Source organism: Streptomyces sp. NPDC020958 (assembly GCF_055562175.1).
Genome location: NZ_JBVHFU010000001.1, coordinates 76,206 through 90,861 on the forward strand (window position 1 = coordinate 76,206; position 14,656 = coordinate 90,861).

The following is a 14,656-nucleotide window of genomic DNA, read 5'->3' on the forward strand; positions in this document are numbered from 1 at the left end:
AAGACGGGGATACCGCCGGTAACTTATCTGAATTGCCGCGCCTTTGAACTTCAGTCATCCCGACTTCTTGTTTCCTGTGAGCGGCGTGTGCGAAGGTGAGCCTTCCCGCGGGAGGGCCCACAGGCCTGCACGGCCGTCAGGCCGGTCCTTATGGGCTCCACAAGGTACGCACCAATCAGGCACTGCATTCCCCAGGGCGCCATTTCGCATGCCGTCCTGCGGGTCGGAAGGAAATGGTTCAGTGCACTCCCCCCACCCCCCACGCCCGCCCTACCCGCCGCGCCCCGGTTCGACGCCAGGGGAGTCCGACCGCGATCTCGTCGCCCAGCTCACCGCGGACCCGGCCGCCCGGCACCACGCCGTCGCCCTGCTGCTGGCCAGACACTGGCGCGCCACCTGCGAGTACGCCGTCGTCTGCCTCGCCTCCGCCACACCCGCCGCGCAACTGGTCGCCAGCGCGGCCTTCGAGCGGGTCCTCGGCCGGCTGGCCGGCGGCGCGGTCGGCGGCGCCCTCCGTCCGCAACTGCTCGTGGCCGTAAGGGAGACGGTTCGCGCGTGGGCCGCCGACGAAGCCATTACCGTGGTCGTACCGGAACTGCGCAGAACCACCGGCGGTCGCGGACTCAGCGCCGCGAAGCCCGGAACCCCGGAAAGGCGGCAACTCGCCGAGCGTGCTTTCCGGGCGCTTCCCGCGGCCTCGCAATGCCTCTTGTGGCACACCGAGGCGGAAGCCGAACCCATAAACATACCCGCTGGTCTGCTGGGTGTCGACGTGCCTACCGCGACGGCCGCCCTCGACCAGGCGCGCGAGCAATTCAGGACCGGCCTGGTGCGCGCCCACCGGGAACTCGCGCCCTCGAAGGAATGCCGTTTCTACAACCGTCTCCTCGACGTCCCCATGCGCCGGGGCGGCTCGCTGCTCCCCGATGTGCAACGGCATCTCGCCGAGTGCCGGTACTGCCGGCACGCCGCCGAGCAGCTGAGCCACTTCGACGGCGGCCTGGAGTTCCTGCTCGCCGAGACCGTGCTCGGCTGGGGAGCCCGCCGCTATCTCGACACCCGCCCCGGCCGGGGCGCCGCCGTCGAGGCGTGGCCGACCGGCGCCCCACCGGAGCGGCGGGCCACGCCGGGCGGACGGCACCGCACGGTGCCGGAGGGCGGCCGGCGCAAGGCGCTGGCCGTCGGGATCGGCGTCGGCCTGGCCTCCCTCGTGCTGCTCGCGACCGTGCTCGCGGTCAAGGGCTGGTCGGACGACAACGGCGTCGCACACCCCGGCGCCCCCCCCTGGGGCGCCCCGGTCGTCGGCGTCACCCGGCCCGGCCCCGGCGCTCACCCGCCCGCCACGGCCTCCCCGTCGCCGGCCTCGGTGGGCGCACCCGCCGAGACCGCCCACGGCCGACTGCGCAGCCTCGACGCCGGGCTCTGTGTCGACGTGCGCGGCGGCCTCGTGCGGGCGGGCGCCGAACTACGCCTCGGCACCTGTTCGGACGCCGGGTCCCAGCAGTGGTCCTACCAGGAGGACGGCATGCTGCGCAGCGTGCCGGACCCCACCCTGTGCCTCACCGCCGATCCCGGTACCCGCAGCGTGGTGGTCTCCGGCTGCCTGGTGCACGCGGGCGAGGTGTCGTACGACCTCACGGTGCGCGGTGAACTCCTGCTCCGCTGGGACAAGGGCCTCGCGCTGGCCGCGGACGCCACCCATGTGGTGGTGGTCCGCCGCGACGGGGCGGTCGGGCAGCGCTGGGACCTGGGACCGGCGGGCGACGACGCGGCGGTGCCGTCCGTGGCCACCCCGGCCGTGACGCCCCCTGCGCGGCGGGGCGGGTCCTCCGCGTCCCCGGGGGCCCGGGCCCCGGCGGGGAAGGCGCCCGGTGCGCCACAGGAGCCGTACGGCACGCGGGTCGCGCAGGCCGGGGCCCCCGGCCGTCCCGTCGCCGTCGTTCCGGCCGCGCCCGTCGGCGCCGCCGGGCAGGCGGAGCCCGCGGGGGCCGTGGGGTCGCTCACCGCGGCGGGCGGTGACGTGCTGGGCTCCGTCCCGAAGCCCGTGACGGACGCCGCGCGCGGGGCGGGGAGCCTGCTCGTCGGCGCAGCCGGCGACCGTACGGGTCGCGGCGTGCCCGCTCGGCGCTGAATCCGCGTCGACGAACGGTCGGCGAGCGGGAGCTCTCCGACCGTTTACTTCAAGGGTTTACGAGAATTTTTCCGACCGCGCGTTTCAATTGCAGCAATGCGGTTGGAGTCAGGTTTTTGTCAGGCTTGGTGCAGGGTTCGTGCAGGACCGTCCGGTTCGGGTTTCCGGTGTGCCACGATCGAGCCAGCGGGCCTTGGACACCCCGAATTTACAGAGCTCGGCGCCACCGCCCCGTACGTTGCGCCAGGGTGAGGGCGCGATGAATCGCCCGGGTGCTTTGACGGGCTTGTGGCGGTGTGACGCCGGCGCTCCGGACGGCTCGCGGCCCCTGGTCGGCAGGGGATTGCTCGGATTTTCGGCTCTTGCGGTGAATTCCCCCCGCTGGCCGAATCAATGCCACCCCGCTTGATAGCGCCGCCCCGTTATTGACCCGCGAGTAATGAACTCGCTAGTTTCCGGTGGCCTCACCCGGATCTCTCCGCCGCACAAGTCCCCCACCGTGCTGTCCTCCCGATTATTCGGAGCATCATGACGTCCTCTGTGCGTGCCGTCGACCTGATCATCTGCATCACCCCTTTCGGGGAACCCGACGCCAGGCTCGCCACGGCGGTCTGCGCCGCCGGCGGACTCGGTGTCCTCGACCTCGGCCGCGGTGACCGAAGAACCCGGGAGGCGCTGGCCCGGCTGAGCCGTGCGGCGCCCGGGCCGTACGGCGTGCGGGTGGGGTCGGGCTGTGCGCTCGGCCCGGACGACCTGCACCCGGCCCCCGACACGGTGGTCCTGGCCGCCGACGCGCCCTGGGGTCACGCGCCCCGGGACATCGCGCAACTCGCCCCGCACAGCAGGGTCCTCGCCGAGGTCACCGATCTGGCCGCGGCGCGCGCGGCGGTCGCGGCCGGCGCGCACGGGCTCATCGCCCGAGGGGCGGAGAGCGGTGGCCGGGTCGGTGCGCTCAACACCTTCGTCCTCCTGCAACAGCTGCTCTCAGCACCGGAGTTGGACGTTCCGGTGTGGGCCTGCGGCGGCATCGGGCCGCGTACGGCGGCGGCCGCCGTGGCGGGCGGCGCGGCCGGGGTCGTCCTGGACAGCCAACTCGCCCTGCTCGCCGAGTCCGGGCTGCCCGAGGCGACAGCGGCCGCGCTGCGCTCCCTGGACGGTTCCGAGACGGTGGTCGTGGCCGGGCACCGGGTCCTGCACCGGCGCGGCCCGGACACCGTGCGCCCGCCCGCCGACGACCCGGCCGCGGTCGCCACGCTGCTCGGCGCCGAGGACCCGCGCAAGCAGCTCCTCCCGGTGGGCCAGGACGGCTTCCTCGCCGCCCGGTTCGCCGACCGATGGCGCGACGCCGGGCGCACGGTGCGGGAGTTGCGGGCGGCGATACGGGAAACCGGCGAGGAAGCGGCCGCGGCGCTGCGGCCCGCGACCTCCGCGATGAGCCGCGCCCTCGGCACCCGGCTGCCCGTCGCCCAGGGCCCGATGACCCGGGTCAGCGACCGGGCCGCCTTCGCCGCGGCCGTCGCCGACGACGGGGCCCTGCCGTTCCTGGCGCTGGCCCTCGCGGACGGCGCCCGCACCCGCGAACTGCTGACCGAGGCCAAGGCGGAACTGGACGGGCGGCCCTGGGGCGTCGGCGTGCTCGGTTTCGCCCCCGAGGAACTGCGGAGCGCCCAGCTCGAAGCCGTACGCGAACTGCGGCCCAGCCACGCGATCGTCGCCGGCGGCCGGCCCGCCCAGGCGGAGGCGCTGGAACGGGCCGGGATCAGCACCTTCCTGCACGTGCCCTCGCCGGGACTGCTGCGGCAGTTCCTGGAGGCAGGGGCCCGGAAGTTCGTGTTCGAAGGCTCGGAGTGCGGCGGCCACGTCGGGCCGCGCGCGAGCTTCCCGCTGTGGGAGGCCCAGCTCGCCGTGCTGGAGGACTTCCCGGACGCCGAAGGACTTCAGGTGTTTTTCGCGGGCGGCATCCACGACGAGCGCTCCGCCGCGATGGTCGCCGCGCTCGCCGCGCCGCTGACCGCCCGGGGCGCGGCCGTCGGCCTCCTCATGGGCACCGCCTACCTCTTCACCGAGGAGGCGGTGGACCGGGGAGCGATCCAGCCCCTCTTCCAGCGCCAGGTCAGGGCCGCCGCCTCGACCGCCCTCCTGGAGACCGCCCCCGGACACGCCACCCGCTGTGTGCCCAGCCCCTTCACCCTCGACTACCACAGGCGCGAAGCCGAGCTACGGGCCGGCGGAGTCCCGGACCGGCGGCTGTGGGAGGAGCTGGAACGCCTGAACGTCGGCCGGCTGCGCATCGCCAGCAAGGGCGTCGACCGCTCCGGCACCGGCGAGCTGACAGCCGTCGACGAGCAACGCCAGCTCAACGAGGGAATGTTCATGGCCGGGGACGTCGCCGTCCTGCGCTCGGCGACGACCACCGTCGCCGCCCTGCACCACGCCGTCACCGACGGGGCGGCCGGCCTCCTGGCGGGCCGCCCGGCGCCCCGGCAGCGCACCGAACCGCCCGTGCCCGCCCCGCTGGACATCGCGATCGTGGGCATGGCCTGCATGTTCCCGCAGGCTCCCGACCTCGCCACGTTCTGGGCGAACGTGGTGGCCGGCCACGACGCGGTCACCGAGGTGCCGCCCGAGCGCTGGGACCCGGCCGTCCACCACGCGGACGGGAGCACCACGTCGAAGTGGGGCGGCTTCCTGCCGCCCATTCCCTTCGACGCGCTGTCCTACGGCATCCCGCCCGCCTCCCTCGGCCACATCGAGCCGGTCCAGCTGCTGTCCCTGGAGGCCGCCCGGCGCGCCCTCGACGACGCCGGATACGGCGACCGGGGCCGGGAGTTCGACCGGTCCCGCACCTCCGTGGTCTTCGGCGCCGAGGCGGGCAGCGACCTGTCCAACGCGGGCACCCTGCGCGCCGTGCTGCCCTCCTACTACGGCAAGGTGCCCGACGGGCTCGCGGACCAGCTGCCCCGGCTGACCGAGGACTCCTTCCCCGGCATGCTCGCCAACGTCATCTCCGGCCGGATCGCCAACCGGCTCGATCTCGGCGGCGCCAACTACACCGTCGACGCGGCCTGCGCGTCCTCGCTGGCCGCCGTGGACGTGGCCTGCAAGGAACTCACCGCGGGCACCAGCGACGTGGTGCTGTGCGGGGGTGCCGACCTGCACAACGGCATCAACGACTACGTGCTCTTCTCCTCCGTGCACGCCCTGTCGCCGACCGGTCGCTCCCGCGCCTTCGACGGCTCCGCCGACGGCATCGCCCTCGGTGAGGGCGTGGCGTGCGTCGTGCTGAAGCGGCTGGCGGACGCCGAGCGCGACGGCGACCGGATCTACGGTGTGATCAAGGGGCTCGGCTCGTCCAGCGACGGCCGCTCCCTGGGGCTGACCGCGCCGCGTCCCGAGGGACAGCGGGCCGCCCTGCTGCGCGCGTACCGCAACGCCGGGATCTCGCCGGCGCGGGTGGGCCTGGTCGAGGCGCACGGCACCGGGACCGTCGTCGGCGACCGCACCGAACTGACCATTCTCGGAAAGGTGTTCGCGGAGGCCGGCGCGGCCGGCGGCTGTGCGCTCGGGTCGGTCAAGTCACAGATCGGGCACACCAAGTGCGCGGCCGGACTCGCCGGGCTGATCAAGACCACCCTCGCCCTGCACACCGGCGTCAAACCGCCCACCCTGCACCTGGAACGGCCCAACGCGGCCTGGCAGGAGGACGACAGCCCGTTCGCCTTCCACACCGAGGCCCGGCCCTGGGCCGCACCGCCCGCCGAACGGGTCGCCGGAGTCAGTGCGTTCGGGTTCGGCGGCACCAACTTCCACGTGGTGGTCGGCGCCTACGACAGCCCCGTGCCGCCCGAGCAGGGGCTCCAGGCCTGGCCCGCCGAGCTGTTCGTGTTCCGGGGCCGGGACGAGAAGGCCGCGCACCGGGGCGTCGAGGAGATCCTGCGGGCCGCCGAGTCCGGGTTCTGGCGGTTGCGCGACCTGGCGCTGGCCGCCGCCCGCCGTGCGGACGCCGCGTACGAGCCGGTGCGGGCCGCGGTGGTCGCGCGGGACGTGAGCGGACTCGCCGGACGACTGCGCCGGGTCCTCGCCGGGGAGCACGACCCGCGCGCCGGGATCCACCTGGCCGACGGGGCCCCGGACGGCGAACAGAAGGTGGCGTTCCTCTTCCCCGGCCAGGGCAGCCAGCGCCCCGGCATGCTCGCCGACGTCCTGATCGCGTTCCCCGAGCTCCAGCACTACCTGCGCCTCGGCCGCGCCCACGCCGACGCCCTCTACCCGCCCACCGCGTTCGACGACGACGCCCGTGAGCGCCGCCGGGCCGCCCTGACCGACACCCGGGCCGCCCAGCCCGCCCTCGGCATCACCGGCCTCGCCGCCCACGCCCTGCTGACGGCGGCCGGAGTGCGCCCCGACATGGCGGCGGGACACAGCTACGGCGAACTCGTCGCCCTCGGCGCGGCCGGCGCCCTCGCCCCCGAGACGCTCCTGGAACTCAGCGCCGAACGCGCGGCGGCGATCCTGGCCGCCGCGGGCGACGAACCGGGCACCATGGCCGCCGTGTCCGCCGGGGCGGACGACGTCGCCCGCGCCCTGCGCACCGCGAAGGCGCCGCCCTCGGTCGTGCTCGCCAACCACAACTCCCCCCAGCAGACGGTGATCTCGGGTCCCACGCCGGACGTGGCCGAAGCCGTGCGGTTGCTGCGGGACGCCGGGTTCGGCGCGAAGCGGATACCGGTGGCCTGCGCCTTCCACAGCCCGGTCGTGGCCGGGGCCGGGGAGCGGTTCGCGCACGTCCTCGCCGACAAGGCCGTACGACCGCCCGAGTTCCCGGTGTGGTCCAACCGCACGGCGGCCCCCTACCCGCGGCACGCCGACGCCGTACGCGCCGAACTGGCCGCCCAGATCGGTTCGCCCGTCGCCTTCGCGGCGGAGATCGAGGCGATGTACGAGGCCGGGGCCAGGGTCTTCGTCGAGGCGGGGCCGGGGACGGTCCTCAGCCGGCTGGTCGGCCAGATCCTCGGCGAGCGGCCGCACACCGCGGTGGCCCCCGAACCCCGCCCCGACAGCGGCCTGCCGGGCTGGCTCGACGCACTCGCCCGGCTGGCCGTGGCCGGGGTGCCGGTCCGTACCGCCTGGCTGCTGCGCGGCCGCGACGCCGTGGACGCGCTGCGCACCCCGGCACCGAAGCGGCCCGGCTGGACGGTCGACGGCCAGCTGGTGCGCACCGCTGACGGAGACCTGCTGCCCGGTGCCCTCGCACCGGCCCGACGAGTCGTGGAGACGACGACTGTGACGACGAACCAGCCGCACGGCGCCCCGGTCGACCGGGACGCGCTGCTCTCCGAATACCTGCGCACCAGCCGGGAGATGATCGCCGCGCAGCGCGATGTGCTGCTCACCTACTTCGGGGCGGCCCAGGCGCCCGCGGCGCCCGCGCCCGGCCGGCCGCCGGCCGCCGAAGCGGTCGTACCCGAACCGTGGGCGGCGGCGCCCTCCGTGGTCGCGGCCGAGGCCGTACCCGTAGCCGCCGCACCCGAGGAGCCCGCCGACGTCGAGCGGGTGGTGCTGGAGATCATCAGCGAACGCACCGGCTACCCCCTCGACATGATCGAGCCGGACCTCGACCTGGAGGCGGACCTCAGCATCGACTCGATCAAACGTGCCGAGATCGCGGGTGAGTTGGCGAAACGGCTCGGGATCGCGGGCGGTACCCGGACGCTGGACGACAGCGAGCTGGAGGAACTGGCCAAGGCACGCACGGCGGCCGCGGTGACGGGCTGGCTCGCGGCACGCGTCGAAGGGGCCGGCGGGACGGTGACCGCCGGGGCCGCCGCGTCCGAGGAGCCGGTCGAAGAGGCCCCGGCGCCCGAGGAGGCCCTCGCCGCAGTGGCGCCCCAGCGCTACGAGGTGCGGCCCGTGCCCCTCGCGCCGCCGGAAGCGGGGGCCGACCCGGCCGCCGTCCTGTCCGGGAAGCGGTTCTTCGTCCTCGGGGACGGCGCACCGCTGGCGGAACGGCTCCGCGCGTACGGTGCCGAGACCGTGACCGTCGCACCGGACCACCTGCTTGGGGAAGCGGACGGGGCCGTGGACGGCGTGCTGTACCTGGGCGCGCTGCCCGGCGCCGGGGACACGCCGGTGCTGCCGGACGCCTTCCCGGTCCTGCGGGCCGCCCTGGCCCGCGGCCCGCGCTGGCTGCTGGCCGCCAGGCCCGCCGACGGCGACGACGCGGCGCGCTCGGCCGGCCTGCACGGGCTGTTCCGTACGGTCGCCAGGGAGTACCCCGACACCGTCGCCCGGGTCGTGACCCTGGCGAACGCGGAACCGGCCGCCGTCGCCGACGCACTGCTCACCGAGCTGCTCGCTCCCGGCCCGGCGCCCGTCGTGCTGCGCACGGCCGCCGGCCGACAGGGCCTCGAACCGGTGGAGGCGCCGCTGGGCGCGCTCGGCAGCACCGGTGCCGGACCGGCGGGGGAGGGGGCCGCCGAGGCCGCTGCGCTGGGCCTGGACCGGGACTCCGTGGTGCTCCTTGTCGGCGGGGCCCGGGGCATCACCGCGAAGTTCGCGGCCGCCCTGGCCACCGCCTGCCGCTGCCGCCTCGAACTGCTCGGCCGGACCCCCGCGCCCACCGGGCCCGAGGCCCCGGACACCGCCGCCGCGCGCACCCCCGCCGAGCTGCGCGCGGCCCTTGCCGCCAGGGGCGGCCTGAGACCCGCCGAGGTCAACCGCGAAGCCGAACTCCTCCTCGCGCAAAGGGAGATCGCCGCCACCCTCGACGAACTGGCCGCGCTCGGCAGCGAGGTCCGCTACCACACCGTCGACTTCCGCGACCGGGACGCCGCCCTCCAGGCGGTCAAGGAGATCCACGCCGACCACGGACGCCTGGACGGAGTCGTCTTCGCGGCCGGGGTGATCGAGGACCGGCTGATCGCCGAGAAGACCCCCGAGTCCTTCCAGCGGGTCTACGGCACCAAGACGACCGGCGCCGCGACCCTGCTCGCCGCACTGGAGGAACTCCCCGGCGGCCCTGCCTTCGCGGTGCTGTTCGGCAGCGTATCCGCCGTCCTCGGCAACCGGGGCCAGGCCGACTACGCGGCCGCCAACGACACGCTGGAGAGCCTCGGCGCCGACTGGGCGCGGCGCACCGGCAACCGGGCCCTGACCGTGCACTGGGGCCCCTGGGCCCCCACCGGCGGCCACACCGGCATGGTCAGCCCGGAACTGGGGCGCGAGTACGCACGGCGCGGGGTACGGCTGATCGACCCCGACGAGGGCACGGCCGCGCTGCTCCGGGAGCTCGCCTGGGGCGCGGAGACCACGCGCGCCGTCGTCTACACCGCGTCGGGCTGGTGAGATGACCGACGACAGCCGGCCTTCGACCGGCGCGGGCGACGAGGGCCCCGTACCGGCCCCCGCGGACGACGGCGGACGTACGTCGGCCGACGCGGACGGCGGGCAGCGGGCACCGGGCGGTGTGGGGGGTGGGCGGCAGGTGCCGGTTGCGATTGTCGGGATGGCGGTCCTGCTGCCCGGTGCCGCGGACCTCGACGCGTACTGGCGGAACCTGCGCGACGGCGTGGACGCCATCGGCGAGGTGCCGCAGGGACGCTGGGACGCGGACTACTACCGGCCCGGCTCGGCCACCGGCCCCGCCGCCCCCGACCAGGTGTACTGCCGGCGCGGCGGCTTCGTGGACGGGCTGGCCGAGGTGGAGGTCACCCGGTACGGGATCATGCCGAACTCCGTCGCCGGCACCGAACCCGACCAGCTGATCGCGCTGGACGTGGCGGCCGCCGCCCTCGCCGACGCGGGCGGCGCGGACCGGCTGCCCGAGCGGCACCGGATCGGCGTGGTACTGGGCCGGGGCGGCTATCTCACCCCCGGCCTGGTCCGGCTCGATCAGCGGGTCCGCACGGCCGGCCAGCTCGTGCGCACACTGGGCGAGTTGGTGCCCGGCCTCACACCGGACCAACTGGCGCGCGTACGGGACGCGTTCACCGAGCGCCTCGGCCCCGCCAGTCCCGAGTCCGCGATCGGCCTGGTGCCCAACCTCGCCGCCTCCCGGATCGCCAACCGCCTCGACCTGCGCGGCCCCGCCTACACCGTGGACGCGGCCTGCGCCTCCTCACTGGTCGCCGTCGACCAGGCGGTCACCGAACTCACCGCCGGGCGCTGCGACATGATGCTGGCCGGGGGAGTGCACCACTGCCACGACATCACCCTGTGGAGCGTCTTCTCCCAGCTCCGCGCCCTCTCCCCGAGCGAGCGCATCCGCCCCTTCCACCGGGACGCCGACGGCATCCTCATCGGCGAGGGCACCGGGGTCGTCGTACTCAAGCGCCTTGCCGACGCCGAACGGGACGGCGACCGTGTCTACGCCGTGATCCGCGGCACCGGCGTGGCCAGCGACGGCCGTACCGCCGGACTCGTCAACCCCGACCCCGGCGGCCAGGCGCACGCCGTACGGCAGGCCTGGCGGGCCGCCGGACTCGACCCCGCGGCACCGCACTCGGTCGGTCTGCTGGAGGCGCACGGCACCGCGACCCCGGCCGGCGACTCCGCCGAACTCGCCACCCTCGCCGAGGTGTTCGGCCCCGCCGAGGAACGCGCGGTGCTCGGCTCCGTGAAGTCGATGATCGGCCACACCATGCCGGCCGCCGGAGTGGCCGGACTGGTGAAGGCCGCCCTCGCGCTGCACCACGCGACCCTGCTGCCCACCCTGCACTGCGACGACCCCCACCCGGCCCTCGCCGCCACCCGGTTCCGCACCCTGGACCGGGCCCGGCCCTGGGAGACCGTCCCGGACCAACCGGTGCGCCGGGCCGGGGTGAACGCCTTCGGGTTCGGCGGGATCAACGCGCACGTGGTGCTCGAAGAGGCGCCGGGCAGACACTCCGCCCCGGCCGCCGCCCCGAGGGGAACACCCGGCGAAGGCGCCACCGCCGCCCGGGTCACCGAGCCCGAGCGGATCCTCCTCCTCGCCGCCGACACCCCCGAGCGGCTCGCCGCCGCCCTCGACGCGGACGACTCCGCCGTCCTGGCCGCCGGTCTCGCCCCGGAACGGACGCACCCGGGGGCCGGACCGGTGCGCCTGGGCATCGTGGACCCCACCGCCAAGCGGCTCGCCCTGGCCCGTCGCGCGGTCGGCAGGGGCCGCCCCTGGCAGGGCCGCAACGACGTGTGGTTCCGGCCCGCCCCGCTCCTCGGCACCGGCAAGCTGGCCTTCGTCTTCCCCGGGCTGGAAGGCGAGTTCACTCCCCGCGTCGACGACATCGCCACACATTTCGGCCTCCCCACCGTCACCGCACCCGCTACCGGGCACATGCGGGTCGGCGACGTGGGCCGTCATGGGTTCGGTGTCGTCGGCGTGGGGCGGCTCCTCGACGCGGCGCTGCGCCGGATGGGCGTGGTCCCGGACGCGGTCGCCGGGCACAGCGTCGGGGAGTGGACGGCGATGGTGGTCGCGGGACTGTACTCGGGAGTCCAGGTGGACGCCTTCATGGCCGAGTTCGATCCCGACGCGGTCACCGTCCCGGGTCTCGCGTTCGCCGCGGTCGGCGCCCCCGCCGAACGGGTCGTCGCCGTCCTCCGCGACGGCTGGGCGGACGCCGGGATCGTCCTCTCCCACGACAACGCGCCGGGCCAGTCCATGGTGTGCGGCCCGGACCGGGCGGTGGCGGGCTTCGTCCGCGCCTTCCGGGCCGACGGTGTGCTGTGCCAGGTGCTGCCGTTCCGTTCCGGATTCCACACGCCGATGCTGGAGCCGTACCTGAGCCCGATCAAGGAGGCGGCCGAGCGCTTCCGGCTGTACCGGCCGGCGGTCCCGGTCTGGTCCGGCACCGTCGCGGCGCCCTTCCCGGAGGGCGAGACGGAGGTACGCGAGCTGTTCGTCCGGCACCTGCTGGAACCCGTCCGCTTCCGGCAGCTGATCGAGGCCATGTACGCCGCCGGGCACCGCGCGTTCGTCCAGACCGGGCCGGGCCAACTCGCCTCGCTGATCGGTGACATCCTCGGCGAGCGCGACCACCTCGCTGTCGCCGCCAACTCCCCGCACCGCTCCGGGATGGCCCAACTCCGCCGGGTGGCGACCGCGTTGTGGACGGCGGGCGCACCGGTGGCGGCCGCGGTCCGGGACGAGGACTGCGCATCGGTCACGGGGGCCGCCCCGGCACCAGGCACCGCGACCAAGCCCGTCCACCGCCGCCGCCCGGTACGCCTGGACCTGGACGGCGCCCTGGTGTCACTGGAGGCCCCGACCCTCGCCGCACTGCGCACCGAACTGCGCACGGCCACGCGACCCGAGGCGAGCGGAACCGCGTGGACCGAGGCCGGTCGACTGGCGCACGCCGAGTGGAGCAGACCGGCGCGGACCGTGGCGGGCGCCGTTGCGCGACCCGAGGCGGATGGGAACGCGCCGGCATCGGGCGCCGCCCGCCCACCGGCCGCGGGCTCGTCCCCGCTGGACGACCTCGCCGCCCGGATCCCGGCCGCCGCCGAACTGAGCGCACTCCTGCGGGACACCGCCGACTCGGCCGTCGCCGTCCTCACGGCGCGCCACACACCGCCCTCGCCCCCGGCCGCGCCCACCCCGCCCTCCCGTACCACCCCCGCACCCGCTCCACCCGCCGCCCCCGCCGCAGGCCACGTCCCGCCCACCCCCACCCCGGCCTCCCGTACCACCACCCTCCGGGTCTCCCCCGAGGCGATGCCGCATCTCCTCGACCACTGCTTCTTTCCGCAGCGTCCCGGCTGGCCCGTGGTGGAGGACCGGTGGCCGGTCGTCCCGGCGACCACCATCGTGCGGCACATGATGGACGCGGCGGAGGCCGCCACCGGCCTGCGGGCGGTCGCCGTGCACGGAGCCCGTTTCGACCGCTGGCTCACCGCCGCACCTCCCGTCGACGTCCCGGTCACCGTCACCCCCGAGGAACCCGGCCGGGTCTCGGTCACCTTCGGCCCCACCGCCCGCGCTGTCGTGGACGTCGCCCCCGCGCACCCGGCGCCCCCCGCCGCCCGCACGCGCCCCCCGGCTCCCGAACGCACCCCCGACCACACCGCCGCCCAGCTCTACTCCGAGCGCTGGATGTTCCACGGCCCCGCCTACCAGGGCGTCTCACAGCTCACCGCGATCGGTGACCGGCACGTGCGCGGAGTGATCACCACCCCCGCCGCCCCGGGCGCCCTGCTCGACAACGTCGGCCAGATCCTCGGCTACTGGATCATGTCCACCCGCACCGAGCGCACCGTCGTCTTCCCGGTGCAGATGCGGGAGATGCGCTTCCACGGCCCGCACCCCGCCCCCGGTACCGAGGTCGACTGCCTGGTGCGGATCACCTCGCTCACCGACACCGTCCTGGAGGCGGACGTGGAGCTCACCGTCGGCGGACGGGTGTGGGCGCGGATCGGCGGCTGGCAGGACCGGCGCTTCGACAACGACCCGGACACCCGCCCCGTCGAGCGCTTCCCGGAGCGCAACACCCTCTCCGAGGGCCGTCCCGGCGGCTGGGCGCTGGTCCACGAACGCTGGCCGGACCTGGCCTCCCGCGAGCTGATCATGCGCAACTCGCTGGCCGGGGTGGAGCGTGCGCGGTACGCCGAGCACGCCCCGCGCGGCCGCAGGCAGTGGCTGCTCGGCCGGATCGCCGCCAAGGACGCGGTACGGCAGTGGCTGTGGCAGCACGGCGAGGGACCTGTCTACCCGGCCGAACTCCAGGTGGAGAAAGACGAGTTGGGGCGGCCCTACGTGATCGGTGTCCACGGGCGGACGCTGCCCGAACTGGACGTCTCGCTCGCCCACCGGGCGGAGGCGGCGGTGGCGATCGTACGGCCGCACACGCCCGGACCCGGCCCGGGCATCGACATCGAAGAAGTCACCCGGCGTGATCCGGCCGCCGTGGAGGCCGCCCTCGGCGCGGACGAACTGCGGCTGCTGTACGGCCTCGGGCCGGACACCGCCCTGTGGTTCACCCGCTTCTGGGCCGCCAAGGAGGCCGTCGCGAAGGCCGAGGGCACCGGATTCGGCGGCCGGCCCAGGGACTTCACCGTGCTGGAGGCCGCCCCGGACGGCAGCCGGCTGCTGGTCTCGGGCCGGCTGGAACGCGCCTACCCGGTGCGCTGTGCGCCGGTCCGCAATCCCCCCGCACTGCCGGACCGCGCCTACGTCGTGGCCTGGACGACCGGACCGGCAGCCGCAGACATCGAGGAGGACCCGCGATGAACCCCACCGAGCCCGAAGTCCGCGCCGACGAGGAGACCGTCCTCGCCGACCTGACGCGGATGCTGCACACCCTCCTGGAGGAGTACGGCGACGACGACGCCGAGATCGGCATGAGCACCACCTTCAACCGCGACCTGGAGCTCGAGTCCATCGACCTGGTCACCCTCGCCGGTCTCCTGGAGGAGCGCTACGGGAAGCGGGTCAACTTCGCCGAGTTCCTGGCCGGGATGGAGTTCGACGAGATCATCGAGCTCACCGTGGGGCGGCTCGTGGAGTACGTGGTGTGGAGCCTGAAGGCCACGGAGGCGGGCTGAGCC

General features: G+C 75.1%; 4 protein-coding genes. All 4 read left to right on the plus strand.

The window, feature by feature from the left end:
• Positions 1 to 241: 241 nt before the first annotated feature.
• Positions 242 to 2,131, plus strand: a complete 1,890-nt coding sequence (locus ACZ3KP_RS00400) for an RICIN domain-containing protein (protein ID WP_467495104.1) — start codon at positions 242 to 244, stop codon at positions 2,129 to 2,131.
• 528 nt (positions 2,132 to 2,659) lie between these two features.
• Complete coding sequence (locus tag ACZ3KP_RS00405; RefSeq protein WP_467495106.1) at positions 2,660 to 9,475, plus strand: SDR family NAD(P)-dependent oxidoreductase; 6,816 nt, start codon at positions 2,660 to 2,662, stop codon at positions 9,473 to 9,475.
• 160 nt (positions 9,476 to 9,635) lie between these two features.
• Entirely contained in the window at positions 9,636 to 14,339 is a 4,704-nt protein-coding gene (locus ACZ3KP_RS00410; protein WP_467496720.1) for a type I polyketide synthase, read from the plus strand.
• Positions 14,336 to 14,653, plus strand: coding sequence for an acyl carrier protein (locus ACZ3KP_RS00415; RefSeq protein WP_132887784.1), 318 nt, complete (start codon positions 14,336 to 14,338; stop codon positions 14,651 to 14,653). Before ACZ3KP_RS00410 ends, ACZ3KP_RS00415 begins: the two co-directional genes overlap by 4 nt.
• Positions 14,654 to 14,656 lie beyond the last annotated feature (3 nt).

What these genes read in the sequence shown, in the direction of transcription:
- ACZ3KP_RS00405 (WP_467495106.1), top strand. Translation starts at nt 2,660, where the DNA reads ATGACGTCCTCTGTGCGTGCCGTCGACCTGATCATCTGCATCACCCCT.
- ACZ3KP_RS00410 (WP_467496720.1), top strand. Translation starts at nt 9,636, where the DNA reads ATGGCGGTCCTGCTGCCCGGTGCCGCGGACCTCGACGCGTACTGGCGG.
- ACZ3KP_RS00415 (WP_132887784.1), top strand. Translation starts at nt 14,336, where the DNA reads ATGAACCCCACCGAGCCCGAAGTCCGCGCCGACGAGGAGACCGTCCTC.